This window comes from Streptomyces sp. NPDC051576 (assembly GCF_040681835.1).
GTDB lineage: Bacteria > Actinomycetota > Actinomycetes > Streptomycetales > Streptomycetaceae > Streptomyces.
In genome coordinates this window covers 66,512-88,902 of sequence record NZ_JBFAZO010000005.1, presented here as the reverse complement: position 1 = coordinate 88,902, position 22,391 = coordinate 66,512, and the positions used below count along the sequence as shown (strand labels likewise).

General features: G+C 70.0%; 24 protein-coding genes. 6 read left to right on the top strand and 18 right to left on the bottom strand.

Going from position 1 to position 22,391, the window contains the following annotated elements:
• Positions 1-44 precede the first annotated feature (44 nt).
• The gene (locus AB0M63_RS17705; protein ID WP_355901578.1) at positions 45-773 is read left to right on the top strand and encodes a GntR family transcriptional regulator; all 729 of its coding nucleotides are present in this window, start codon (positions 45-47) and stop codon (positions 771-773) included.
• On the opposite strand, the gene AB0M63_RS17700 is transcribed toward AB0M63_RS17705, so the two are convergent.
• The 6 genes from AB0M63_RS17700 to AB0M63_RS17675 are packed head-to-tail and all read right to left on the bottom strand — an operon-like array spanning position 763 to position 6,925.
• Complete coding sequence (locus AB0M63_RS17700; RefSeq protein ID WP_366020004.1) at positions 763-1,086, bottom strand: L-rhamnose mutarotase; 324 nt, start codon at positions 1,084-1,086, stop codon at positions 763-765. The two genes, AB0M63_RS17705 and AB0M63_RS17700, sit on opposite strands and share 11 nt — an antisense overlap.
• Entirely contained in the window at positions 1,083-2,606 is a 1,524-nt protein-coding gene (locus AB0M63_RS17695) for a sugar ABC transporter ATP-binding protein (RefSeq protein ID WP_366020003.1), read from the bottom strand. The genes AB0M63_RS17700 and AB0M63_RS17695 overlap by 4 nt, the downstream gene beginning before the upstream one ends.
• Positions 2,603-3,646, bottom strand: a complete 1,044-nt coding sequence (locus AB0M63_RS17690; RefSeq protein ID WP_366020002.1) for an ABC transporter permease — start codon at positions 3,644-3,646, stop codon at positions 2,603-2,605. Before AB0M63_RS17690 ends, AB0M63_RS17695 begins: the two co-directional genes overlap by 4 nt.
• Positions 3,643-4,707 (bottom strand): ABC transporter permease, encoded by a 1,065-nt coding sequence (locus AB0M63_RS17685; protein ID WP_366020001.1) that lies wholly within the window; start codon positions 4,705-4,707, stop codon positions 3,643-3,645. Before AB0M63_RS17685 ends, AB0M63_RS17690 begins: the two co-directional genes overlap by 4 nt.
• On the bottom strand, positions 4,704-5,798 hold the full coding sequence (locus AB0M63_RS17680; protein WP_366020000.1) for a mandelate racemase/muconate lactonizing enzyme family protein: 1,095 nt from the start codon (positions 5,796-5,798) through the stop codon (positions 4,704-4,706). The genes AB0M63_RS17685 and AB0M63_RS17680 overlap by 4 nt, the downstream gene beginning before the upstream one ends.
• A gap of 35 nt (positions 5,799-5,833) precedes the next feature.
• Complete coding sequence (locus AB0M63_RS17675) at positions 5,834-6,925, bottom strand: substrate-binding domain-containing protein (RefSeq protein ID WP_366019999.1); 1,092 nt, start codon at positions 6,923-6,925, stop codon at positions 5,834-5,836.
• 310 nt (positions 6,926-7,235) lie between these two features.
• Between AB0M63_RS17675 and AB0M63_RS17670 the strand changes: the two genes are divergently transcribed.
• The gene (locus AB0M63_RS17670; protein ID WP_355901571.1) at positions 7,236-8,141 is read left to right on the top strand and encodes a helix-turn-helix transcriptional regulator; all 906 of its coding nucleotides are present in this window, start codon (positions 7,236-7,238) and stop codon (positions 8,139-8,141) included.
• 15 nt (positions 8,142-8,156) lie between these two features.
• On the opposite strand, the gene AB0M63_RS17665 is transcribed toward AB0M63_RS17670, so the two are convergent.
• The 5 genes from AB0M63_RS17665 to AB0M63_RS17645 form a co-directional block, all read right to left on the bottom strand.
• Positions 8,157-8,972: an SAM-dependent methyltransferase gene (locus AB0M63_RS17665; RefSeq protein ID WP_355901570.1), complete on the bottom strand. Its 816-nt coding sequence runs from the start codon at positions 8,970-8,972 to the stop codon at positions 8,157-8,159.
• A 159-nt stretch (positions 8,973-9,131) separates the two neighbouring features.
• Positions 9,132-10,313 (bottom strand): MFS transporter, encoded by a 1,182-nt coding sequence (locus tag AB0M63_RS17660; RefSeq protein ID WP_355901569.1) that lies wholly within the window; start codon positions 10,311-10,313, stop codon positions 9,132-9,134.
• 128 nt (positions 10,314-10,441) lie between these two features.
• Positions 10,442-11,110 (bottom strand): dihydrofolate reductase family protein, encoded by a 669-nt coding sequence (locus tag AB0M63_RS17655; RefSeq protein WP_366019998.1) that lies wholly within the window; start codon positions 11,108-11,110, stop codon positions 10,442-10,444.
• The gene (locus AB0M63_RS17650; RefSeq protein ID WP_366019997.1) at positions 11,110-11,616 is read right to left on the bottom strand and encodes an SRPBCC family protein; all 507 of its coding nucleotides are present in this window, start codon (positions 11,614-11,616) and stop codon (positions 11,110-11,112) included. The genes AB0M63_RS17655 and AB0M63_RS17650 overlap by 1 nt, the downstream gene beginning before the upstream one ends.
• A 3-nt stretch (positions 11,617-11,619) precedes the next feature.
• Complete coding sequence (locus AB0M63_RS17645; protein ID WP_366019995.1) at positions 11,620-11,961, bottom strand: metalloregulator ArsR/SmtB family transcription factor; 342 nt, start codon at positions 11,959-11,961, stop codon at positions 11,620-11,622.
• 79 nt (positions 11,962-12,040) lie between these two features.
• Here AB0M63_RS17645 and AB0M63_RS17640 point away from each other — a divergent pair, with 79 nt between their 5' ends.
• Entirely contained in the window at positions 12,041-12,916 is an 876-nt protein-coding gene (locus AB0M63_RS17640) for a PhzF family phenazine biosynthesis isomerase (RefSeq protein WP_366019994.1), read from the top strand.
• Positions 12,917-13,097: 181 nt separating this feature from the next.
• Here AB0M63_RS17640 and AB0M63_RS17635 read toward each other — a convergent pair whose 3' ends face one another.
• Together AB0M63_RS17635 and AB0M63_RS17630 are read right to left on the bottom strand one after the other, a co-directional pair.
• Entirely contained in the window at positions 13,098-13,478 is a 381-nt protein-coding gene (locus tag AB0M63_RS17635; protein ID WP_366019993.1) for an antibiotic biosynthesis monooxygenase, read from the bottom strand.
• 589 nt (positions 13,479-14,067) lie between these two features.
• Positions 14,068-14,937, bottom strand: coding sequence for an SDR family NAD(P)-dependent oxidoreductase (locus AB0M63_RS17630; RefSeq protein ID WP_366019992.1), 870 nt, complete (start codon positions 14,935-14,937; stop codon positions 14,068-14,070).
• Between the two features lie 166 nt (positions 14,938-15,103).
• On the opposite strand from AB0M63_RS17630, the gene AB0M63_RS17625 reads away from it, so the two are divergent.
• Both AB0M63_RS17625 and AB0M63_RS17620 read left to right on the top strand, forming a co-directional pair.
• Positions 15,104-15,973 (top strand): helix-turn-helix transcriptional regulator, encoded by an 870-nt coding sequence (locus AB0M63_RS17625; RefSeq protein ID WP_366019991.1) that lies wholly within the window; start codon positions 15,104-15,106, stop codon positions 15,971-15,973.
• A gap of 450 nt (positions 15,974-16,423) precedes the next feature.
• Positions 16,424-17,659, top strand: a complete 1,236-nt coding sequence (locus AB0M63_RS17620; RefSeq protein WP_366019989.1) for an acyl-CoA dehydrogenase family protein — start codon at positions 16,424-16,426, stop codon at positions 17,657-17,659.
• Between the two features lie 86 nt (positions 17,660-17,745).
• Here AB0M63_RS17620 and AB0M63_RS17615 read toward each other — a convergent pair whose 3' ends face one another.
• Genes AB0M63_RS17615 through AB0M63_RS17595 form a run of 5 tightly spaced genes read right to left on the bottom strand, consistent with a single transcriptional unit; the run spans position 17,746 to position 21,343 of the window.
• Positions 17,746-18,342: a GAF domain-containing protein gene (locus AB0M63_RS17615; RefSeq protein ID WP_355901560.1), complete on the bottom strand. Its 597-nt coding sequence runs from the start codon at positions 18,340-18,342 to the stop codon at positions 17,746-17,748.
• A 31-nt stretch (positions 18,343-18,373) separates the two neighbouring features.
• Complete coding sequence (locus tag AB0M63_RS17610) at positions 18,374-18,976, bottom strand: ATP/GTP-binding protein (RefSeq protein ID WP_355901559.1); 603 nt, start codon at positions 18,974-18,976, stop codon at positions 18,374-18,376.
• On the bottom strand, positions 18,954-19,331 hold the full coding sequence (locus tag AB0M63_RS17605; RefSeq protein WP_355901558.1) for a DUF742 domain-containing protein: 378 nt from the start codon (positions 19,329-19,331) through the stop codon (positions 18,954-18,956). Before AB0M63_RS17605 ends, AB0M63_RS17610 begins: the two co-directional genes overlap by 23 nt.
• A 2-nt stretch (positions 19,332-19,333) precedes the next feature.
• Complete coding sequence (locus AB0M63_RS17600; protein WP_043677397.1) at positions 19,334-19,771, bottom strand: roadblock/LC7 domain-containing protein; 438 nt, start codon at positions 19,769-19,771, stop codon at positions 19,334-19,336.
• A 39-nt stretch (positions 19,772-19,810) separates the two neighbouring features.
• On the bottom strand, positions 19,811-21,343 hold the full coding sequence (locus tag AB0M63_RS17595; RefSeq protein ID WP_366019988.1) for an ATP-binding protein: 1,533 nt from the start codon (positions 21,341-21,343) through the stop codon (positions 19,811-19,813).
• A gap of 667 nt (positions 21,344-22,010) precedes the next feature.
• Between AB0M63_RS17595 and AB0M63_RS17590 the strand changes: the two genes are divergently transcribed.
• Positions 22,011-22,265: a hypothetical protein gene (locus tag AB0M63_RS17590; protein WP_366020373.1), complete on the top strand. Its 255-nt coding sequence runs from the start codon at positions 22,011-22,013 to the stop codon at positions 22,263-22,265.
• Positions 22,266-22,391: the final 126 nt, after the last annotated feature.

Below are 22,391 nucleotides of genomic sequence, written 5' to 3'. Positions count from 1 at the left end.
TGGGTAAACTGTCGGGACACGCCGTGCGTTGAGGAGGAGTCGGGATGCCGCCGCACAGTCCTTCCGCGGCCGGGGTCCCGGACGAGGGCGACGAGCGGAGCGCGCCGCCCGTCCGGCAGGCGCTGTCGGACAGTGTGTACGAGCGCATCAAGGCGATGGTCATGGACCACGAGATCGCCCCCGGCGCACGCGTCGGCATCGAAGCGCTCGCCCGCACGCTCAAGGTCTCACCGACCCCCGTCCGAGAGGCGCTGGCCCGGCTGGAGTCCGACGGTCTGGTGGTGAAGCGGGCGCTGTCCGGATACCGGGCCACGCAGTTGCTGACGCGGGAGGGTCTCGACCAACTCTTCGAGATGCGGCTGCTGTTGGAGCCCCGCGCCGCCGCGCTCGCCGCCGTGAACGCCTCCGAGGACCAACTCGACGGCCTGGAGCGGATATTGGAGGAGATGCAGGCCCATCCGAGCCCCAACGGACGGTACGCGTCGTACCGCGACTTCGCCGCCCTCGACCAGCGGTTCCACGAAGCGCTCGGACAGGCCGCGCACCGGCCCCTGTTGGCGGACGCGGTGGAAAGGCTCCACGCGCATCTGCACATCTTCCGGCTCAGCAAGGTGGTCGGTGCCGGGGACCCGACCGTCGCCGAGCACGAGCGGATCGTCCGCGCGGTGCTGCGCCGCAACCCCGAGCGGGCCGCCGAGGCGATGACGGACCATCTGACACGCAGCCTTGAACGGCAGATCGAGGACTGCGGCGACGAGCCGCCTACTCCATGAGGAACACCTGCTCCGCCGTGGCCCACCACTCGCCGGGTCCCGCCTCGGGAACAGGCGTCTGGCAGGGCGCGGTGCGCCGCCACCACTCCTGGGTCGCCTCGTCCGCGGCCATCAGCGCCAGGTCCGCCGCCAGATCGTCGCCGTGGTACTCGAAGTAGGCGAACAGCCGGTCGCCGAGCAGATGGATCGAGTAGTTGGCGATGTGGCAGTACCGGAGCCGGACTTGAACCGGCTCCGGTACGTCGCGGTGCAACTCCCGGTATTCGTCCAGCCGTTCCGGGCGTACGGCGATGACCTGGGCCACGCGCCTCATGAGCGCACCGTGTCGCGGTCGTGGATCAGGCGGATCACCCGGCCGCTCATCCGGTCGTAGTCGCGGTCGTTGTCGATCTCGCCGCGGACACGGTGGTCGGTCATGACGACGATGCGGTCGGCGAGGGTGACCATCTCCGCGAGGTCGCTGCTGATGAGGAGGATGGGCAGGCCGTCGCGGGCCAGGTCCCAGATCAGTTCGTGGAAGGTGTGCTTGGTGCGGACGTCGACGCCGACCGTCGGCTCGTCGATGACGAGCAGCCGGGTGTCGGCGGCCAGCCACTTGGCCAGGCTGACCTTCTGCTGGTTGCCGCCCGAGAGTTCACCGGCGTTCTGACCGAGGCCCGAGATGCGAATGCCGAGCCGGTCGACGAGGTCCTGGGCGGTGTCGCGCTCCTCGCGGGCCGGGACGAACCCGAACGCCCTGGCCAGCCGCTTCCACACCGTCACCGTGATGTTGCGGACGATGGGCTGCTCCAGGAAGACACCCTCCTCCTTGCGGTTCTCGGTGACGTACCCGATGCCGAACTCGTGCAGTGCCTGGCGGGGTGAGGTGATGCGGGCCGGCGTGCCGTGCACGCGGATCTCGCCGCCGGTGACGCGGTCCAGGCCGAGCACCGCCTTGACCAGCTCGCTGCGTCCGGCGCCCACCAGCCCGTACAGGCCGACGATCTCCCCGGGCCGGACCTCCAGGCTGATGTCACGGTGTCCGCCCGCGGTGGAGACCCCGTCCAGTTCGAGTGCCGGCGGGGTTGAGCGGTCGACCGTGCGCGGGCGCATCTCGGTCGCCGCGTGGGCGCGGCCCACCATGAGGCCGACGATGTCGTCGTGGGTGTGGCCGGAGAGCGGGGCGGATTCGAGGACGGATCGTCCGTCGCGCAGGACCGTGACCGTGTCGCAGACCGCGAAGACCTCCTCCAGTTTGTGGCTGACGAAGACGACACAGGCACCGCGCGCTGCCAGTCGACGGACCACCTCGAACAGGCGGTCCGTCTCCTGCGGGGAGAGTGAAGCGGTGGGTTCGTCCAGCAGCAGCACCCGGCTCTCGGTGTACAGGGCCTTGGCTATCTCGACCAACTGCTGCTGGGCGACGGACAGTTCACGCACCGGCTGCGCGGGATCGAGGTCGACGCCCAGCTCCGCGAGGCAGGCCAGGGCCGGTGCGGTCATGGCCTCGCGGTCGACCAACCCGCGGCGGGAGGGAGGGTTCTGCAGGGTGATGTTCTCCGCCACCGAGAAGCCCGGGATCAGATTGCGTTCCTGGTGGACGACACCGATGCCGGTACGGGTCGCCTCCAACGGCGAGCGCAGCCGCACCGGTTCGCCGCACCAGGTGAGCCGGCCGCCGTCGGGGGAGTGCACACCGGTGAGGACCTTGATGAGGGTGGACTTGCCCGCACCGTTCTCGCCGAGGAGGGCGTGCACGGTGCCGGCACTCAGCTGCAGCCCGACGCCGTCCAGCGCGCGGACACCGGGGAACACCTTGACCAGGTCGTGGCATTCGAGGAGAACCGAACTCACTGGGCACCTCCGGTCTGTGGCAGGACGGCGCCGTCGGATGCCCCGGACTTCGCCGAGCGCGTCTGGTGCAGCCGGCCACCGGCGACCGTACCCAGCACCACCAGGCCGATGAGGAGGTTCACCCAGCTCGGATCCAGCGAGAACTGGGCGCGGGTCGCGTCGATGAGCCGGGTGACGAAGGCCGCCAGCACCGTGCCGAACACGGCGATCGATCCGCCGGTCAGCGCCACGCCCCCGATGATCGGCGCGGCGAAGCTCGGCAGCAGCCAGTCGCCGCCGACGCTGCGGTTGACGCCGGGCAGGGAGGCCGTGGAGGTCACGGCGGCCACGCCGATCAGCAGCCCGGACAAGGTGTGCGCGGCCACGATCTGCCGGTCGGTGGAGATACCGGAGAGCCGGGCCGCGAGGGGATTGCCGCCGGCGGCGAGGAGCCGTCGGCCCGCGACCGTGCGGTACATGAAGGCGGCCAGCGCGGCAGCCGCGACGAGGGCGGTGACGAACACGAGCGGGATGTTCAGCGGCGCCGCCGTGCCGAGGTCGCGCAGGGTGCGCGAGTAGCCGTCGACGGTACGGGTGCCGACGAGCCGGTACTGCGCCCCCAGCAGGATCGTCATCGTGGCCAGGGTGACGATGAACCCGTTGATCCGGGTGGCGACGATGGCGACACCGGTCGCCAGGCCGATGGCCGTCGCCGTCAACAGGCCCACGAGCACGGCGACTTCGGCGGGCACACCGTGGTCGGCCATGAGGACGCCCATCAGGCAGGCGGTGAAACCGCCCAACGCGCCGACGGCGAGGTTGAGTTGCCCCACGCACAGCGCCACCATCTGTGCCAGCCCGATGAGGATCGGGGTGGCCAGGTACTGGAGGAACACCCGCACCGAGGGGCCCTCGAAGAAGGAGCCCGACGAGGCCACCCCCAGCGCCACGTATCCCGCCACGACCACGCACAGCAGCATCGCCGTCGTGGAACGGGAGAACCGACGCAGCGCCGCGGGAACCCAACTCCCCTGGCTGCCCTTCGTGTTGACGAGGTTCATGTCGAGCGCACCACCTTGCGATAGGACACCACCGTGCGGATCCGGTCGGCCGACAGGGCCAGCAGGAGGACACAGCCGAGATAGATGTTCAGGCTCTCCAGGCCGACCCCCAGCAGGTCGAGGCCCTTGCGGATCACCCCGACCAGGGCGGTGCCGAGCAGGGTGCCCAGCACGGACACCACCCCACCGGTGAGCAGGGTTCCGCCGAGGACCGCGCCCAGGAAGGAGGGCAGCATGAAGTCGTCGCCGATGGAGGCCCGGAACGTGCCCGTGCCCGCCGCCGCCATGAACCCGGCGAGCGCCGCGAGCAGCCCGGAGAGCGTGTGCGCGAGCAGGACGCGGCGCCCGGTGGGGATGCCGGACAGTTCCGCGGCGGCCGGGTTGGCGCCGGTGAGCAGCAGTTCACGGCCGATGCGCGTACAGCCGTAGAGGAAACCGAGTCCGAGCATGGCGAGCACGGTGAACTGGGCTATCTGCGGGATGGCGGGGGAGCCGCAGATCGGGCCGGCGCAGATGTCGGCGAGGGAGTAGGAGCGCAGGGCGTCGATTCCGGCCGGGTGGGTGGTGAAGGCGGCGTCCTCGGTGAGGGCCGAGTAGAGGAGGGAGACGAGGCCGAGCAGGGCGAAGTCCATGGCGAGGGTGACGACGAAGGAACTCACTCCGGTACGGGCGATGAGCCACCCGGTGACCGCGCCGACGGCGGCACCGGCGGCCAGGCACATCAGGAGGCCCACCTGCATGGGGACGCCGAGGCGGTCGTAGCCGAGGCCCGCGAACAGGGCGCCGAAGGCGGCCATCCGGCCGACCGCGAGGTTCATGTGGCCCACGGACAGGGCGACCATCTGGGCGAGGGCGACCACGGTCAGCGTGGCGATGTCGCGCAGCAGGGGGAAGAGCACCAGCCGCTGGTCCAGGAACGCCGGGCGCAGCACACCGAACAGGACGCTCAGCGCGATCACCAGCACCAGCAGGCCGAGCCGCTGGTTGACCCAGAACGGCAGGCGGTGCCGGGCCGTCCGCTCCTGCGGGACGGTGTCCGGCGGGCTGATCGAGGTCGTCATGCCACCCTCCGGTCGTCCAGAGCGTCGAGGTCCCAGTCGATGCCGATGCCCGGTACGTCGGGGGCCACGGCCAGGCCGTCGCGGATGGTCAGCTCGGTCCGGGTCACCGCCCTCAACTGCGGGATGTACTCGACGTATTGGCCGTTGGGCACCGCCGCGGCGAGGCTGACGTGCAGCTCCATCAGGAAGTGCGGGCAGACCATCACGTTGTGGCTCTCCGCCAGGTGCGCGACCTTCAGCCACGGGGTGATGCCACCGATCCGGGCCGCGTCGACCTGGACGACGGAGGCGGCGCCGGCCTCCAGATAGGCACGGAATTGCATGAGCGAGTACATGGACTCGCCTACGGCGACCGGGATCCGGGTCGCGCCCGCGAGCCGCGTGTGACCGCTGATGTCGTCGGCGGGCAGCGGCTCCTCCAGCCAGTACGGGTCGTAGGGCTCCAGCGCGGACGCCAGCCGCAGGACGGAGGACGTCGTCTGGGACTGGTTGGCGTCGGTCATGATGTGCAGCGCGGGACCGACCGCCTCGCGTACCGCGCGCAGCCGTTCCGCGTCCTCGGCGGGATGCGGCCGGCCCACCTTGATCTTGACGCCCGCCCAGCCCGACTCCTGGGCGCGCAGGGCGCCTTTCACCAGTTCCTCGGCGCTCAGATGGAGCCAGCCGCCCTCGGTGTCGTAGACCGGCACCTCCTGACGGTGGCCGCCGGCCAGCCGCCACAGCGGTTCGCCCGCCCGCCTGCACCGCACGTCCCACAGGGCGGTGTCCACGGCGGCGAGCGCGAGGGAGGTGATGGCTCCGGTGGTGGTCGCCCGCGTCAGCGCGAACAGCCGCTGCCACAGCGCCTCCACGTTGCGGGCGTCCTGCCCGACGAGCGCGGGCAGCAAGTGGTCGCGCAGCAGGGCGAGTACGGAGCTGCCGCCGGTGCCGATCGTGTACGAGTAGCCGGTTCCCGCGAGGCCGTCGGCCGTCTCCAGGGCGACCAGGACCGTCTCCTGCTTGACGAACGACTGCACCGCGTCGGTACGGTCCTGCTCGACCGCGATGTCGGCCAGCCTGGCGGTGGCGGTCGTGATGATGCTGCTGCTCATCCGGCGATTCCGCTTTCTGTCGGGGGAGTCGGCCATCAGCCGCAGGAGAGGATCTTGTCGGCGAACTCCTGCTTCAACTGCGCGGTCTTCGCCTGCCGCGCCTTGTCGTAGCCGGACACGTTCGCCTTGGTGACGACGAACGAACCCGAGTCGACCTCGACCCCGGGCGAGCGCACGGTGCACTGCTTCGTCTGCAGCAGCGCCAGGGCCCAGGCCCCGATCTCGGCCTGACCGGCCGGGTTCTGCACCACGGTGGCCGTGACCGTGCCCTGCCTGATGCCGCTCAGGATCTTGGCGTCGTCGTCGATCGCGATCACCTTCGCCTTCGACCCGGACGACTTGACGACGTCGGCGGCGGCGACGGCCGGGTTGTAGGCGGTGGCGACGATGCCGGTGATCTGACCGCCCTTGGCCGCCATCAGGTCGGACACCGCCTTCTGCGCGGTCTGGAGGTCCGTGTCGATGTCGGTGATGGTCTGAAGGAGCTTCACCTTGCCGCCCGTCTCCTTCACCGCCTGGGCGACGCCCTTGATCCTCAACTGGGTATTGGCGTCCACGTTGTTGCCGGTCAGGTGGACCAGCGTGCCGTGGCCGCCCATGGCCGTGATGGCCGCCTTCGCGGCCTTGTAGGCGGCGAGTTGGACGTCCGTGGAGAGACAGAAGTCGGCGTCGTCCTTGTCACCGGCGGGGCAGGAACCCAGCGAAGCCACCGGGAAACCCTGCGACTTGAGGTCCGCGAAGGTCGAGTTGATGTCGGTGGGGGAGACACCGAACACCCCGAAGGCGTTGTAGCCGCGGGCCGCCAGCGTGGACAGCAGGTTGTTCTGCTTCTGCTGGTCCCACTCCGCCGTCTCGTCGAAGGCGACGGCACCGAGTCCGTACGTCTTCTTCGCGGCGGCGCCCGCGGTCTTCCACGGCTGAAAGTACGGGTGGGCGCCACCGGGCACGAGGGCGACCTTGGTCCCGGAGCCGTCCACGAGGTCGGCGCCACCGCCCGTCCGCGCGGCCGGCGCGGCCTGACTCCCGGACGTGGCACCCGAGTTCCGGTAGGTGCAGGCCGCCGTCCCCGTCGCCAGCAACACGACCGCGACAACTCCCGGCAGAACAGATCTGGTTGGGAAACGCATGCCCCACCCCTGCGAAATCAGATAGGAAATCGATGCGGCGATCGTGGGGGAGGAACCCGTGCGCGTCAAGGCTTCCGGCATGAAGTGGTGTGGTGGGATGGGGGCTAGCGCTTCGTGGAGTGGGGTGCCCCGGTGTCCGGAGTGATCTAGCAGCGCGCGAAATCGTATAGGAAAGCGCCTGTGTGGCGGCCTGATCACAAAGGCCGAGATCATTCCCGTGACTCGAAGATCGTGCGCTCAACTGCCCCTAGGATGGCGGGTCTCAGCTTGCCTGCGTGCAAGGCCGTGTATCACCGCAGGGAGATCGCTCATGGGCTCCGACGACGCCTTACCCGCACTGTCCGGCAACGGGATCCTGGACGGGCTGTCGGCCGGTCCCATGGTGCCGCGGCTGGTGCTGGGCGCGCGGTTGCGCGAACTGCGGGAAGGGCGGGACATCTCCCGCGAGGCCGCGGGCGAGCGGATCCGCGCCTCCCGCTCCAAGATCAGCCGGATGGAGGCCGGCCGTCATGGATTCAAACTCCGTGACGTGACCGACCTGCTCACCCTCTACGGCGTCACCGACGAGGCCGAGCGCGCCACCCTGCTGACCCTCGCCGAGCAGGCCAACTCACCGGCCTGGTGGCAGTACTTCAACGACGTGGTGCCCACCTGGACGCAGACCTACCTCGGGGCCGAACAGGCGGCGAGCCTCATCCGCTGCTTCGAGGTCCAGCGCGTTCCCCACCTGTTGCAGACCGCCGACTACGCGCGCGCCTCCCTCCGGCTCGCCCACTCGGCGGCCGGCGGGGCGGAACTCGACAAGCGGGTCAGGCTGCGGATGACCCGGCAGCGGATCCTGCGCCGCCGGCCGGCGGCACAGCTCTGGGCGGTGATCGACGAGGCGGCCCTGCGGCGCCCGGTGGGCGGTATCCGCACGATGCGGGCCCAGTTGAGGCATCTCATCGAGATCTGCCGGCTCCCGCAGGTCACCGTCCAGGTGATGCCGTTCCGCGCCGGCGGTCACGCGGCGGAGGCCGGTCCGGTGACCATCCTGCGCCTGCCCGGCGGACGGCTGCCCGACATGGTCTACCTGGAGCAGCGCGTCACCGCCCTCTATCCCGACCGGCCGGACGAGATCGAGTGCTACTGGGACGTCATGAACCGCCTGGTGGTGGAGGCCGAATCGCCGGACGAGACTCCGACGATCCTGCATCGCATCCTTCAGGAGACCTGAACCACCGGGCGGCGTCTAGCGCTTGAGGGCGACACCGCCGTACTGATGCACCTCCGCGGGCAGACCCCAGGCGCTGTCGTCGGGACGCCAGCGCGAGCACGACGCCACACCCGGTTCGAGCAGTTCCAGACCCTCGAAGAAGCCCGCGATCTGCTCGGGGCTGCGCAGGATGTACGGGATCGAACCGCCCTCGTTGTACTGCCGGATGGCGTCGACGTAGGCCTCGCTGGTGTCGGTGCTGTCGTAGTGCACGAGATAGCTGCCGGAGGGCAGGGCGGCCACCAGTCGCCGCACGATCGAGCGCGCCTCGTCGTAGTCCTCGATGTGACCGAGGATGCCCATCAGCATGAGGGCGACGGGCCGGTCGAAGTCCAGCGTCTTCCCGGCCTCCCGCACGATGGTGTCCGGGTCGCGCAGGTCGGCGTCGACGTAGTTGGTGACACCTTCCGGAGCGCTGGAGAGGAGCGCGCGGGCGTGGGCCAGCACCAGCGGGTCGTTGTCGACGTAGACGATCCGGGACTCGGGGGCCACCCGCTGGGCGATCTCGTGGGTGTTGTCCACGCTGGGCAGCCCGGTGCCTATGTCCAGGAACTGCCGGATGCCCTCCTCGGCGGCCAGGTGTCGGACGGCGCGGGCGAGGAAGTAGCGGGCGGCCCGGGCTCCGGTCTCTATGCCGGGGAAGATCTCCCGGAAGGCGTCACCGGCGACCCGGTCGACTTCGTAGTTGTCCTTCCCTCCCAGCCAGTAGTTCCAGATCCGGGCCGACTGCGGCACGGTCGTGTCGAACCTGGAGAGCGCATCCGGCTCGGAGTTCTCTGCCTCATCGGTCATGGACGCTCCTGTGCGTATGTGGTGAGAACCACGACATGGTCGAACACCGGTCGTGGAGGCCCACGTTATTCCCCCGTGGCTCGGCCCATGTGCCTCGGGGGCCCCAACCGCCCGTGTACTGGTGCCAGTTGGCTTGTTTTCCGCCCTGGGGAACCGGAATCAGCGCTCTGCCGCGTGCCGGGTGAGGAATCCGACGAGGGCGGCGGTGGCGGCCAGCACGGCCACACTGGTGAGGGCGGCGGGCAGGGAGTACCAGTCAGCCATGAAGCCGATGGCCGGTGGTCCCAGGAGCATGCCGCCGTAGCCGAGGGTGGAGGCGATCGCGACTCCGTCGGGGCCGGCGAGGGTGCCGGCGCGTTCGACGGCGACGGGGAAGAGGTTGGCGAGACCGAGCCCGGTGATCACGAAGCCCAGGACGGCCGCCCACAGGGAGGGCGCGAGGGCGCCGAGCAGCATGCCGAGGGCGGCGACCGTGCCGCCAGACACGAGGGTGCGGGTCCGGCCGAGGCGTTCGAGCAGCCGGGTGCCGCTGAGCCGGCCGACTGTCATCGCGAGCGCGAAACAGGAGTAGCCGATCGCGGCGGCGCCGGCCGTGGCGTCGAGGTCCTGCTCCAGGTGCAGGGCGCTCCAGTCGGCCAGGGCACCTTCGCCGAAGGCCGTGCACAGGGCGATCAGACCGAAGGTGAGGACGAGGCCACGGGTGCGGGCGTCGAGGCGGCGGGGCGGGGCCGCCTCCTTCGACGAGCCCTCGGGGGCCGCCGGGGGCCGGAGGCGCAGCAGGGTGCGGCCGACCACGGCGGTGACGAGCAGGCCGATCACCGTCAGGCCGAGCAGGTGCTGGGTGGGGGTGAGGGCGCCGGCGACCAGTCCGCCGAGCCCGGCGCCGACCATCCCGCCGAGGCTGAACGCGGCGTGGAAGCTGGGCATGATGGGCCGCCGCAGGGCCCTGACCAGGTCGACCGCCGCGCTGTTGAACGCGACGTTGATCCCTCCGTAGGCGGCGCCGAAGACGAGCAGCACGAGACCGAGGGTGAGTGCCGAGTGGGTGAGCGGGGGCAGCGACACGCTCAGGGACAGCAACACGGCGCAGACGACGGTGACTTGGTGGTTGCCGTAGCGGTGGCAGAGACGGCCCGTGAGCATCATCGTGATGACGGCTCCGGCCGAGACACCGAGCAGGGCGAGACCGAGGGTGCTGGCCGAGGCACCGGTCTGCGCCTTGATGGCGGGGATGCGGACGACCCATCCGGCGAAGATGAAGCCGTCGAGGGCGAAGAAGGCGGTGAGGGTGACGCGGAGGCGGGTGAGGTCGGTGGGGGTGCCCGGCACGGCGTTGTGCATACGGGATTTGTTTATTTGCGGCACAAAATCAGGCTAGGTGGGTGCGGGGCGTGGGGCAAGGCCGCAGCCGCGAAGCTGGGACGCGTGGCCCGGGGGGTGGTGGCGGGTGGGTTGGAGTAGTGGTGCGGCTACCTCGGGTGCACCGCGTAGGCCAGGTGCGTCACCCGTGCCGACGGCTCCGAACGGATCGGCTCCAGCGCGATCCTGGACGCGTCCACGCCGTCGAACAGCCGGGTGCCCGCCCCGAACAGCACCGGTGACAGCGTGATCGAGAACTCGTCGATCAGGCCCGCGTTCAGATACTCCAGGATCGTCACGCCGCCGCCCGCGATGCGGACATCGCGGTCGCCGGCGGCCTCGCGGGCCCGGTCGAGGGCGTGCTCGATGCCCTTGTCGACGAAGTGGAACGTGGTGCCGCCGGGCCGCTCCCACGGGTCACGCTTGGTGTGGGTCACGACGAAGACCGAGGTGTGGAAGGGCGCCTCCTCCGGCCATGACCGCTCGCCGAGGTCGAACATGCGCCTGCCCATGACGCTCGCGCCGGTGCGCTCGAACGTCTCCCGTGCCATGTCGTTGTCGCGGCCCTTCTCGCCGCCCTCGCCCAGCTTCAGGTTCTCCCGGAAGAACCGCAGCGGGAACACCCACTGCTGCAGCTCCGTCCACTGCGCCATCCAGCGCCGGACCTCCGGGTCGCCCTGCCTGCCGGGCGAGAACAGTTCCTCCTCGACGGACACGGACTCGGGCGCGATGAAGCCGTCCAGCGACATCGACACGCTGAAGAACACCTTCCCGGCCATCAGCCCTCCGCTCCCTTCCGTACGAGCTCGGTGACGTACGCCGCCAGATTGCTCAGGGTCTGCCGACCGCCCTCGACCGCGTGGTACTTCTCGACCGCCTCGTCGCGCTGTTCCCTCGTGGGGAACAGCGTGCGCATCACGATCCGGGTCGCCGCTCCGTCCGGCCTGAAGGTCAGGACCGACTCGAAGGCGTTCGGGTCGTCGCGTGACTCACCGTGCAGCAGCGCGATCCGCTCCGGCGGGACGATCTCGGTCCAGGTGATCCACTCCTGGTAGTCGGTCCCGTCAGGCCCGTGCAGCACGAAGTCCCACGCCCCGCCCTCGCGGAACTCGAAGGACCGCGTGGTGGTGGTGAACCCCTCCGGGCCCCACCACCGCGACAGATGCCGGACCTCGGTGAACGCCTCGAACACCAGCTCCCGCGGGGCGTCGATGGCCCGGGAGATCACGATCTCCCGGTCGGCCGTCGCCGGATCCGCCCGCGTCTCCTGCTCTGCCCCTGCCATCGGTCATCCCTCCTGCCGTGTCTGCTTGAGGTCCTGCACATAGCTGTCCAGCCGGTCGAAACTCTCGTTCCAGAACCGCTCGAATCCGCCCACCCACTCGTGGATCGGTCGCAGCCCGCGGGCGTCCAGGCCGTAGAGGCGCTGCTTGCCCACCCCGCGCACCCGCACCAGCCCGACCTCCCGGAGCACCCGCAGATGCTTGGACGCCCCCGGCTGACTCATCCCCAGCTCCTGGGCCACATCGGTCACCGGCCGCTCGCCCGCCCGCAGCAGCACCAGGATCTCCCGGCGCTGCGGCTCGGCGATCGCGTTGAACGCGTCCGACGTCGTCGCTGCTCGTGCCATGACAGCCATCGTATTCCCATATCGGTATGCGTCAAGCGGACTGGGAATTGCCGCCGCCCCGCCCCGCGTTGCCCCTGCCATGACGACGAACGCGCCCCGGCCCGAGGTCCTGCGATACACCGCCTTCTCCAGTGACCCCTCCGGGGGAAACCCCGCCGGCGTAGTCCTGGACGCCACAGCCCTGGACGACGGCGGGATGCTGGCCATCGCCGCCGAGCTCGGGTACTCGGAGTCCGCGTTCCTGACCGCGCCGCCGGAGGGACTCGGTGGACAGGAGGGGCGGGCGTACAGCATTCGCTACTTCAGTCCCAAGGCCGAGGTGCCGTTCTGCGGGCACGCCACCGTCGCGACCGCCGTCGCGCTGGCCGAGCGGATCGGTCCGGGGGAGTTGGTGTTCTCGACGCGCGCGGGTGCGGTGCCGGTGGTGGTGGCCGAGGAGGGCGGGGCACTCCGGGCCACGCTCACCAGCGTCGAGCCGCGCGTGGAGGAGATCGCCGCCGCCGATCTCGACGAGGCGCTCGCCGCGCTCGACTGGCCGCAGGCCGATCTCGACCCCGCCTTCCCGCCCCGGATCGCCTTCGCCGGTGCCCGTCATCTCGTTCTCGCGGCCGCGACCCGCGCCCGACTTGCGGACCTCGCCTACGACTTCGCCCGCCTCGAAGCCCTGATGCACCAACTGGACCTGACCACCGTCCAGTTGGTGTGGCGGGAGTCGGCCACCGTCTTCCACGTCCGTGACCCGTTCCCCGTCGGCGGCGTCGTCGAGGACCCGGCGACCGGCGCCGCGGCCGCCGCGTTCGGCGCGTACGCACGGGAGTTGGGCCTGGTCCCCGAGGACGCCGTCCTCACCCTGCACCAGGGCGAGGACCTGGGCCGCCCCGGGGAACTCACGGTGACCCTGCGCGCCGGCGACCCGCGGGTCCGGGTCGGCGGCGCGGGAGCGCGCATCGGCTGACGCGCGTGGCGCTGTGGCGTTGCGGACGCGGGGCTCCCGAACGGGCTCGTGAGCCGGGCTGTCGGCTGATCCGGAACCGGATCGGCTCCGGGTCCCGTGCATCGCCTGCTTCCCGTGCCCATGACCACCGTTCCGCGCGAGCTCGTGGCCGCGGGACGGTCGCCAGGGTGACGTCGGTCGGTCAGTCCGCTGCCGGGCTCTGCGGGGTCCGGGCCCGGGTGAACCCGTGGCTCCGCTCCACCTTCGCCACATGCAGGGTGTAGCTCTCGTACCACTGGGCCTGCCCGCGCTGCTGCGCCGCGCGGTGCTCGGCGTTGGTCCGCCACTCTGTGAGGGCGTCGGCGTCGCGGAAGTACCCGACCGTGATGCCGAGCCCGCCCGGAGTCTGGGCATGGTCCATCCCCAGGTACCCGGGGATGTCCTGCACCAGCTCTTCCATACACGCGGCGGTCTCGCTGTACCCGCTCTGCTCCTGGGTGCGCACCGTGGTGAACACGGCCGCGTAGTAAGGGGGTTCATAGGCCGCGACGGGTGCGACAGGCGCTTCGGAGTGCTCGCTCATGGCGTCACGGTAAGGCAGAACGCGCCCGATGATCCGGACGAATTCCGTCAGTGGCCCATGGCACGATCGCGGGCATGCCATCGATCGACGAGGCGCTCCTTCTCAAGTCGGCCGCAGAGCACGGGATTCCCGGTCCCGTCGCACGGGAGTTACTGGCCCGGTGCCGGTCGTGCCTCTATCTGGTGCAGGACACACAAGTGCCCGAGTCCCTGCGGGAACACGTCCACCCCGCCGCCCGGACCGGCGGGCTCCCCGCACTGCCGGACGGGATGGACTGGCCCGAAGGACGCGAGCCGCTGGTGCTGAGCGTCGACTGCGCGGCGCTGCCCTGGACCTCGACCTGGCCTACGGCGGACCCCGCCCCGGTGTCCGCGTACAGCTCGGCGGGTTCTCCGACCCGTGGGACATGGCACCGGACGAGGGCGATCTCGTGCCGTTCGCGCAACCGGCCGGGCAGGCGATCGACTACACGGTGTGCACCATGGACCTGATCGTGGCCACACGGGGGACATCGCCGCGCGGCGGTATGCCGATCTCCGGTTCGAGCAGCAGACCTGATCCGCGGCGTGGCCGGCGGCCTCCGCGCAGCTCACCGGGCCGCCGCCCCGACAAGCTCGGCGGTCGCGTCCCACAACCGGCCGGCCAGGGTCGGGTCGAGGCCGGCCTTGCCTGGGCGGCGGAGGGCGGGGGCGCCTCGGAAGCCGCCCAGGCCCTCCGGCCCGATGTAGGAGTTGCCGGGGACGTCCTGGGTCGCGGCGTAGAGCAGGGACAGGGCTCCACGCTCCGGCGCGTTGGTGAGGAACGTGAACCGGTTGATGACGTTCGACCGGGAGTGGGCCGCCAGCGAGGTGCGGGCGATGCCAGGGCTGGCGAGCACCGAGCGGACCGGGCTGCCGGCGGCGGTCAGCCGGTGCTGCAGCTCCAGTGAGAACAGGACGACGGCGAGCTTCGAGGCTTGGTAGGCCTGCATGCCGTTGTGCTTGCGCGTGCGCCAGTCGAGGTCGGCCAGGTCGATCCTGCCCTGCTTGTGCAACTCGCTGGTGACGTGCACCACGCGGTCGGTGATGTGGTCGAGCAGCAGGGTGGTCAGGAGGAAGGGCCCCGTGTAGTTGGTGGTGGTCTGGAGGTCGAGGCCGTCGGCGGTGCGGGCGGCGGGGATGTCCATCACGCCGGCGTTGTTGATCAGGATGTCGATGTCGCCGGACCAGGCGTCGGCGAACGCTCGCACCGAGGTCAGGTCCGAGACGTCGAGCGCCCGGATGTCGAAGGTGCCGGGCAGGTCGGCGATGGCGTGACGGGCCTTGCCGGGGTCGCGTACGCCGAGCACGACGCGGGCACCGGCACGGGCCAGCTCGCGTGCCGTGATCAGGCCCAGGCCGCGCCCGGCACCGGTGATGACCACCGTCCGGCTGGTGAGGTCCGGGAGGTCGTTCGCTGTCCAACTGGGCGTGTTCGTCACGGGACTTGGCTCCTTGGTCCGTGGTGCGCGGCGGCGGGTTCGCCGTGGTCGCTTCTCGGCGACCGGTGATCGCATCGCCAGTGAACTCGCCGCACCACGGGCGCTGGAAGGACATGCGCAACCACTGACCGACAGGTCGTGGATAAGCCGCGCCGGATCGCCAACGATGGGAACCATGGACCATACGTTCGACCGCTCGTCCTTCGGCGCCTTCCTGCGCACCCGTCGTACGGCGCTGCAACCCGAGGACGTCGGGTTGCGCCGCGGACCGCGCAGACGTGCTCCGGGCCTGCGCCGCGAGGAGGTGGCCGAACTGTGCACCATGTCCGCCGACTACTTCGCCCGGCTGGAGCGCGGCGATGGGCCGCAGCCCTCGGAGCAGATGATCGCGGCCATCGCCCGCGGACTGAGGCTGACTCCGGACGAACGCGATCACCTGTTCCTGCTCGCCGGCTACCGAACTGCCCGCCGCGATCTACGACTTCAGCATGTGAGCCCCGGTCTGATGCGCGTCATGGACGGCCTGGCCGGCGCCACCGCGCAGGTGATGGGCCCGCTGGGCGAGACCTTGCTGCAGACGCCGTCCGCGGTGGCCCTGCTCGGCGAGCAGACCCAGTACACCGGCAACTCCCGCAGCGCGACCTACCGTTGGTTCACCGATCCGGTCGAGCGTGAGCGGTACGACCCCGAGCAGCACGACGACAACAGCCGTACCAACGCGGCGTTGTTGCGCGCGGCCGTCACCCGGGACGGGCCCGGCTCCGCCGCGGCGGACCTGGCGGACCTCCTGCTGCGCGGCAGCGAGGAGTTCGCCCGGCTGTGGGAGCGCCACGAGGTGGGCCTGCGCTGGAGCGAGACCAAACGGTTCGTCCACCCCCAGGTCGGACGACTGGACCTCTACTGCCAACTCCTCCTCGAACCGGACCAGGGCCAGTCGCTGCTCGTCTTCACCGCCACCCCGGGCACGGAAGACCACGTGAAGCTCGCCCTCCTCACCGTGCTGGGCACCGAACGGTTCGCCGTCGACACCGAGTGATGCGCGAAGGGCGATTCAGGGTTCATGTGGTGAAGTGGTCGACAAATCTCCTGGGTGGTGGCTGATGTTCGCCGTTCGATCGTGGCCACAGGCCCCGCACAGGCCCTCTTATCGGTCAGGCGGAACGTGACTGATTGTCGATGTGAGCCACGTCATGCCCGTTCGGCACGTGCCTGGTGGGCAGACCTCTGTCCGTATTGGGTGCGGCTTGTTCGGCCTTGGTTGGTTTCTCTTCGTGACGTGTCCGGAAGAGACCATGTCGTGGCGCATATCGCACAGTTGGGAGTCACGGCAAGACGCCGGGTTTCAGTCAACCTAGTAACGTGATCTTGGCTGAGATGGGTCGACAAGTAGACAATATTTCGGGCAGGCGCCCATGGGCGACGAACCACTGCCCGACGAACGACCTCCGGATCAAGCCCGACACGGAGGCAGCGTGCAGGAGGGGTTGTGGAACGCTACTTCACCAGCGGGTGGCACGAGGACCTGCGCCAACGAGTGCGAGAGTTCGCCGAACGGGAGGTGCGCCCGCGGATAGCGGAGATGGAGACATCCCGCACCGTGGCGCACGAGCTGTCCAGTCTCATCGCCCGGCAGGGCTGGATCGGCGTGACCATTGGGAAAGAGTACGGCGGAATGGGCGCCGGGCACCTGGCGAAGACCATCACCATCGAAGAACTCGCCCGGGTATGCGGTGCTATGGGAGCCATGGTTCAGGCCTCCCAGCTCGGTGTGGCAAAAATCATTCACTTCGGGAACGCGGAGCAGAAGCGGAAGTGGCTGCCGCGCATCGCCGCCGGCGACTGCCTCCCGACCATCGCGGTCACCGAACCGGAGTCGGGCGGCCATGTGTTGGGCATGGGCAGCACCGCCGTCCGGGACGGTGACGACTACATCCTCAACGGCCGCAAGGTCTTCGTCGGCAACAGCCACGTCGGCGACCTGCACGGCGTGGTCGTACGCACCGGCGAGGGCTCCAAGGGACTGTCGGCCTTCCTCGTCGAGGCCGACCGCCCCGGCTTCTCGCTCGGCGAACTGCGGCCCGCGATGGGCCTGCACGGCTTCAGCTTCGGCGAGCTGATCTTCGACAACTGCCGTGTACCGGCGGCGAACCGCCTCGGCAAGGAGGGCCAGGGCCTGGCCGTCGCCTACTCCTCCAGCATCCTCTACGGCCGCCCCAACCTCACGGCCGTGTCCCTCGGCATCCACCAGGCCGCCTTCGAGGAGACGACGGCGCTGTGCATCGAGCGCGAGCGCTTCGGAGCACCGCTGGGCGACCTCACCAACATCAAACTCAAACTGGGCAGGATGAAGTCCCGCCTGATGACGGCCCGGCTGGCCGCCTATCACGCCGTCCACCTCCTCGACCAAGGGCTGTCCTGCGACGCGGAGTTGATGAACGCCAAGCTCCTCAACGTCGAGGCGGCCGTCGACTCGGCCCGTGACAGCATGGAGATCCACGCCGCCAGCGGCCTGTTCACCGACCGCCCGGTGGAGCGCTATCTGCGCGACGCCCATCACATCTACGCCCCCGCCGGCACCTCCGACATCCAGCTCCTCCGGCTGGGCGAGGTGGCCCTCGGCACGGCCAAGGGCCAGTGGTCCGAGCGGCTGGCCGACCTGGTGCGGACCGTCCAACCCCAGCGCCGTCTGGGGCAGTTGGAGACGGCCGGTCACGCGGGCTGAACACCGGGGAGCCACGGACACAGCGTCGTGCCCGCGGCTCCCGTCCTGAATTCCCCCCAGCCCCGGCGTCCGCGTCGGCCGCGGGCTCAGATTCCGCCCCGGGTCTCCATCTGGTGGAGCCGGTCGACCAGTTGCTGCGCCATCGACTTGATCGTCGCCAGACCCTCACGGCCCCACGGATGGGTGTCCGTGTCGACCACGCAGATCGTGCCCAGGGCCATGCCCGTCTTCCAGTCGATCAGCGGCGCGCCCATGTACGAGCGGATGCCTATCTCGTCCACGACCCGGTTGCCCGCGAACCGCGGGTAGTCGCAGACGTCTTCGAGGACCAGCGCCTTCTTCCGCACGACGACGTGCGGGCAGTACCCCTGATCCCGCGTCATCGTCCGGCCGACCTCCGCCTGCTGGTCCGGCTCCAACTGCACGCCCGGACGGCCACCGGCGTACAGGCCCGCGAAGTACTGACGGTTCTCGTCGATGAAGTTGACCATCGAGAAGGGCGCGCCGGTGACATGCGCGAGGTTGCGCGCGAACTCGTCGAACTCCGCGATCGGCGCCTCCCCGAGGCCGAGTTCGCGCAGCCGCGCCACCCGGGCGGCCGCTTCCCGGTCCTCGGGCGTCAGCAGCAGATGGCTGGTCGGGTCGTACGAGTTCTGGGTGTTGTAGGGAACCGGGGCTGACATGCAGGCTCCATTCGGTCGCGCCGAGCGTGGCTCAACGCGACGGGTAAAGCTCCGCGGGCGGGGTGCCGGGAGTCGAGGCGAGCAGATGCTGTACGAGTGCGATCAACACGCGGGTTCCGGAGTTGCACTGCCGCGCGTCGCAGATCACGACGGGTACGTCGGGCTTGAGGTCGAGCGCCGCGCGGATCTCGTCGGACTCGTAGTGATAGGAACCGTCGAACTCGTTGACGGCGACGATGAAGCCGATGCCACGCCGTTCGAAGAAGTCGACGGCGGCGAAGCAGTGGTCCAGCCGGCGGGTGTCGGCGAGCACCACGGCGCCCAGTGCGCCGTTCGACAACTCGTCCCACATGAACCAGAACCGCTCCTGTCCGGGCGTACCGAACAGATACAGGACGTGGTCCGAGTCCAGGGTCATCCGGCCGAAGTCCATCGCCACCGTGGTGGTCGACTTGTCCTCGATGCCCACCAGGCTGTCGGTGCGGGCGCTGACGGAGGTCAGCAGTTCCTCGGTGCTCAGCGGCTCGATCTCGCTGACCGCACCGACGAACGTGGTCTTGCCGACCCCGAAGCCCCCGGCTATGAGGATCTTCAGGGCGGTGGGGAAGGGGTCAGAGCCGCTTGCGTAGCCCATGCAGCACCGCCTCCAGGAGGTTTCGGTCGGTCGGGGAGGCCGCCTCGACGGCGCGCGGCGAGCGCAGGGCGAGCGCCTGGTGCGTCACGAGGTCGGAGAGCAGAACTTTGGTGATCACAGCGGGCAGCCGCAGATGCGCGGCCACCTCGGCGACCGAGATGGGTGCGTCGCACAGGGTCAGGACCTGGTCGTAGTCGGGCCCCAGATAGCTCTGCGGCCTGGTACCGGTGGCCATCACCATGGTGAGCAGGTCGAAGTGCGCCGTGGGACGGGTACGACCGTTGCTCACGGTGTACGGCCGTACTAACCGCCCTGCCTCGTCGTCGAGCCACGACCCGTCCTCCGCGTCGGACATGGTCAGCGCCTCGGATCCATCGACGAACCGGCCCCCTGCTGTCGGACCGGCGTGGCGAGGTAGGGGCGAACACTCTTGACCAGCATGGCCATTTCGTAACCGAGGACGGCCGCGTCGGCCTCCCGGTCGGCCAGTACGGCAAGACAGGCGCCGGAGCCGGCCGCGCACACGAACAGCAGGGCGCTGTCCAGTTCCACGACCACCTGCCGCACATCGGCGCCCTGGGCGAACTGCGCGCCCGCGCTGCGGGCCAGCGAGTGCAGACCGGAGGCCAGGGCGGCCAGATGCTCGGCCTCGGCCGCCGTCTCCAGGCCGTCGGCCGCCTTCGCCAGGCCGTCCGTGCTCAGCAGCACTGCGCTGCGGGTGTAGGGGACCCTCTGGACGAGTCCCGCCAGGAGCCAGTCGAGGTTCTGCTGGCCGGCGTGCATGTCGCTCACGATGGCGTTCTTCTCCTTGATGCGAGTAACGGAGCCTGCGGGTCAGCGAGCGCTGTCGGTGGGAGGCTCGTCGGGTTCGTTGTCGGCGAGGCTGACTCCGCGCCGGAACATGGCCATCAGTCCCGGATCGTGCTCGACCTCTTGTTCCTCGGTCCTGCGCGGCGCCGGACCGTCACGCAGTTCCGGTACGAGGTGCTCCTGCGCGTGCCGCTGGGGCAGCCGCGGCCGCTCGTCCCGGGAGTCCCTGCCGTACGGCACGGACCCGCGCTCACGCGGTGCGGCCGGTTCCATGGTCATCGGGCGCTGCTGCTGGTGCTGGTGCTGCTGCGGGGCGGGCATCGGAGCGTCGGCGGAGCGGGCCGGGGGCAGCGGCTGCCGGAACGTGGGCGGCGGAGCGGCGGGCCGGCCCGGCGCCTCCGGTACGGCGGTGTGGTGGGCCGGGGCGACCTGGGCCGGCCGGGACATGTCGGCGACCGCCTGGGGGTGCCCCTGGCCGGACACCTCGCCGGGCTCCTCGCCCATCAGTCCGCGCGGGATCACCAGAATGGCCTGGATGCCGCCGTAGATGTTGCTCTGCAACCGGACCGCGATGCCGTGCCGGCGGGCCAGCGCTGAGACCACGTACAGGCCGATCCGGCCGTCGGCGAGAAGCTTGCTGATGTCGATGCGGTCCGGTTCGGCGAGCAACGCGTTGATACGGTCCTGCTCCTGCGCGGGCATGCCGAGCCCGCGGTCCTCGACCTCGACGGCGAGACCGGCGGTCACCCGCTGGGCGCGCATCAGGACCTGGGTCTGGGGCTCGGAGAACGTCGTGGCGTTCTCGACGAGTTCGGCCAGCAGGTGGATGACGTCGGCGACGGCGTGGCCGCGCAGCGTGCCCTCGATCGGGGGGACCAGCTTGACCCGGGAGTAGTGCTCGACCTCGGCGATCGACGAACGCAGCACCTCGGTCAGCGTCACCGGACGGGTCCACTGCCGACGCGAGACCGAGCCGCCGAGCACGGCCACGTTCTCCGCGTGGCGGCGGATACGGGTGGCGAGGTGGTCGACGTGGAAGAGGCCCTTGAGGAGCTCCGGGTCCTCGACCTCGTTCTCCAGTTGGTCGAGCATGTTGATCGCGCGGTGCACCAGGGACTGCAGGCGCCGGGCGAGGTTGACGAAGACCTCGACGCGCTCCTCGCTGTCCGGCGCGGAGGCCCGGGCGAGCTGCGCGGTCTGGGCGACGACGGTACGGGCCTGCCACAGGCCCACGCCTATCTCGTACGTGAGGCGGCCCAGCGGGTCGTTCCCCGACGGCGGCTGGTGGGTGAACGGCACCTGCGCCACCGGCTCACCACGCTCCAGCCGCTGGAGCACCTCCTGCAATTCCGACTGGCCCGTGGCGACCGTGTGGCGCAGCGAGGCGTACTGCTGCGATATCCCCGTGGCCTCGGCGCGCCCGAGCCGAACGCCACCGACCAGGATTCCGCAGCCGAGGACGGCGGCGACCGCGAGCACCGTCCAGGTGGTCCCGTCGGCGGATCCGCTCTGGGTGCGCAGCACGATCAGGACGACGGCCGCGGCGAGGATCGTCATGGCGGCGGCGGGCAGGACGGCGAGCCGGACCGAACGTGACCGAGTGGCTGAATCCGACGGTCCGTCCTGGGCGGAGGACCGGGCGTGTCTGTTTCGCGCGGAGCCCGATCCAGCCGTTCGATCGGGCTCCGAGGGCACAGCATAGGAGGGGATTTCGGGCATCGGAGTCCTCTCGATCAACCAGCTGGGACACACCGCGCGCAGCGCACATTAACCGTCAAGTCCGGTAAGGAATGGGACAGTTAACGGTCAGCCACCCTACGCCACCATCCTTAATGCGACGTAATCACGTCACGGTAGACGCCCGACCTGGCCTGCTGAAACGGTTCTCTGGTGGTTCCTATGAAGAGAACGGGCACTGCTTACGCGACAAAGGACCCATTTGCCGCGCCCCGCAACATGGTGGAAATGCAGAGTTGGCTCAACTGTTGTCTGCGGGAGCCGGAAAGTTTGCCCAGGAAGACAGCTGCGGCCGGCGATCCAGGCGACGCTCGGCCCCCAACCGTGTGAAGAGATCGAGGAGTTCCGGTGCGTCCACGGTGGCTGGAATCACCACCCCAGGTCCGCAGGAGGTCGGCGCGGGGTTGCCGTCGCAGGTGCAGGCGTTCGCGCCGCCCGCATGGCCGGCTCCCGGGCGGAGCTGATGCAGGTCCTGCGCCACTGAGGTCTGCGCGCCCCGCGCGCCGTACGCGACCTGGAGGCCGGCGTCGCCTCCGGCCGCTTCCCGGTCGCCGACCGGACGGTGGCCGTTGCGGCACTGGGCGGTTCACTGCTTGCGCTGATCGAACTCCGCTTCACCGAACCGGACTTGGACGGTGAGGAGGCGGCCTCGAACCTCGCCGAGATGCTGCCGCGCATGCTCGGCGCCGCACCGGACGAGGTGCACGACGTGACCCGGCCGCCGCTGCCCGACCTCGGCTGACGGACTGTCGCGGCAGACCCCTTCTTTCCGAGCTCTTCCCTTCCCCTGGTGAACCCCGGCGGCTCCTTTCACCTCTACGACATGTAGTGGAGGTGCCCCCGGCGTGAACCGCCGACCGACGGGGAC